This is a genomic window from Flavobacterium hibisci (assembly GCF_020026925.1).
Lineage (GTDB): Bacteria > Bacteroidota > Bacteroidia > Flavobacteriales > Flavobacteriaceae > Flavobacterium > Flavobacterium hibisci.
Genome location: NZ_JAIQDW010000056.1, coordinates 1 through 647 on the forward strand (window position 1 = coordinate 1; position 647 = coordinate 647).

1 protein-coding gene is annotated in these 647 nt (G+C 42.8%); it reads right to left on the reverse strand.

Annotation, left to right across the window (positions count from 1 at the left end; genetic code table 11):
- The coding region (locus K8B81_RS20815; protein WP_223683444.1) for a hypothetical protein at window positions 1-647 on the reverse strand (647 nt) is incomplete at both ends.

A 647-nucleotide genomic window follows, 5' to 3' on the forward strand; every position in this document is an offset into this window, starting at 1 on the left:
TAAATATCGGTATGGGTAATACCTGAAATTACTGGTGGATTTAATCTGTTGATAACAACTGATCCTGGGAAAGTACACCCATTATTGTCTTTTACGATATAATGTATCGTTTGATCTGTTCCATTATCGGAAACCGTGAAAGTCCTGGTTCCTGTAAAAGCACTTCCCTCAAAACTATACGTATAAGGGGCAGTACCTGTAGTTGGAACCGCAACAGTAACAACTGCAGACTGCTTAACGTTTGTAGTCGTATTACAGCTAAAGGCTGTGGCTGTGGCTGTAGTAGTCAGGGCTGTTGGCTGGGTAATGGTCACATTTACAGAACCAGGACATCCTTTGCTGTCCTTAACATAAAATGTATAAGACCCAGCAGCTAATCCTGTAAAGGTAGCCGTTGCTGTAAATCCGCTTGTAGCATTGTTGCTGTAAGTATAACCGCCTGAACCGCCAGCTCCTGTTAAGGTAACTGAACCATTGGCTGCCCCTCCGTTGCAACTAACATTTACCTGCGCAGCTGCTACTGTAGGATTTGAAATCGCATTTACTGTAGCTGTAGTGATAACAGTACAGCTGTTGGCATCTGTAATTCTGAATGTATAAGTACCCGATGCTGATGCTGTATAGACATTAGTAGCCATAGCACTGTA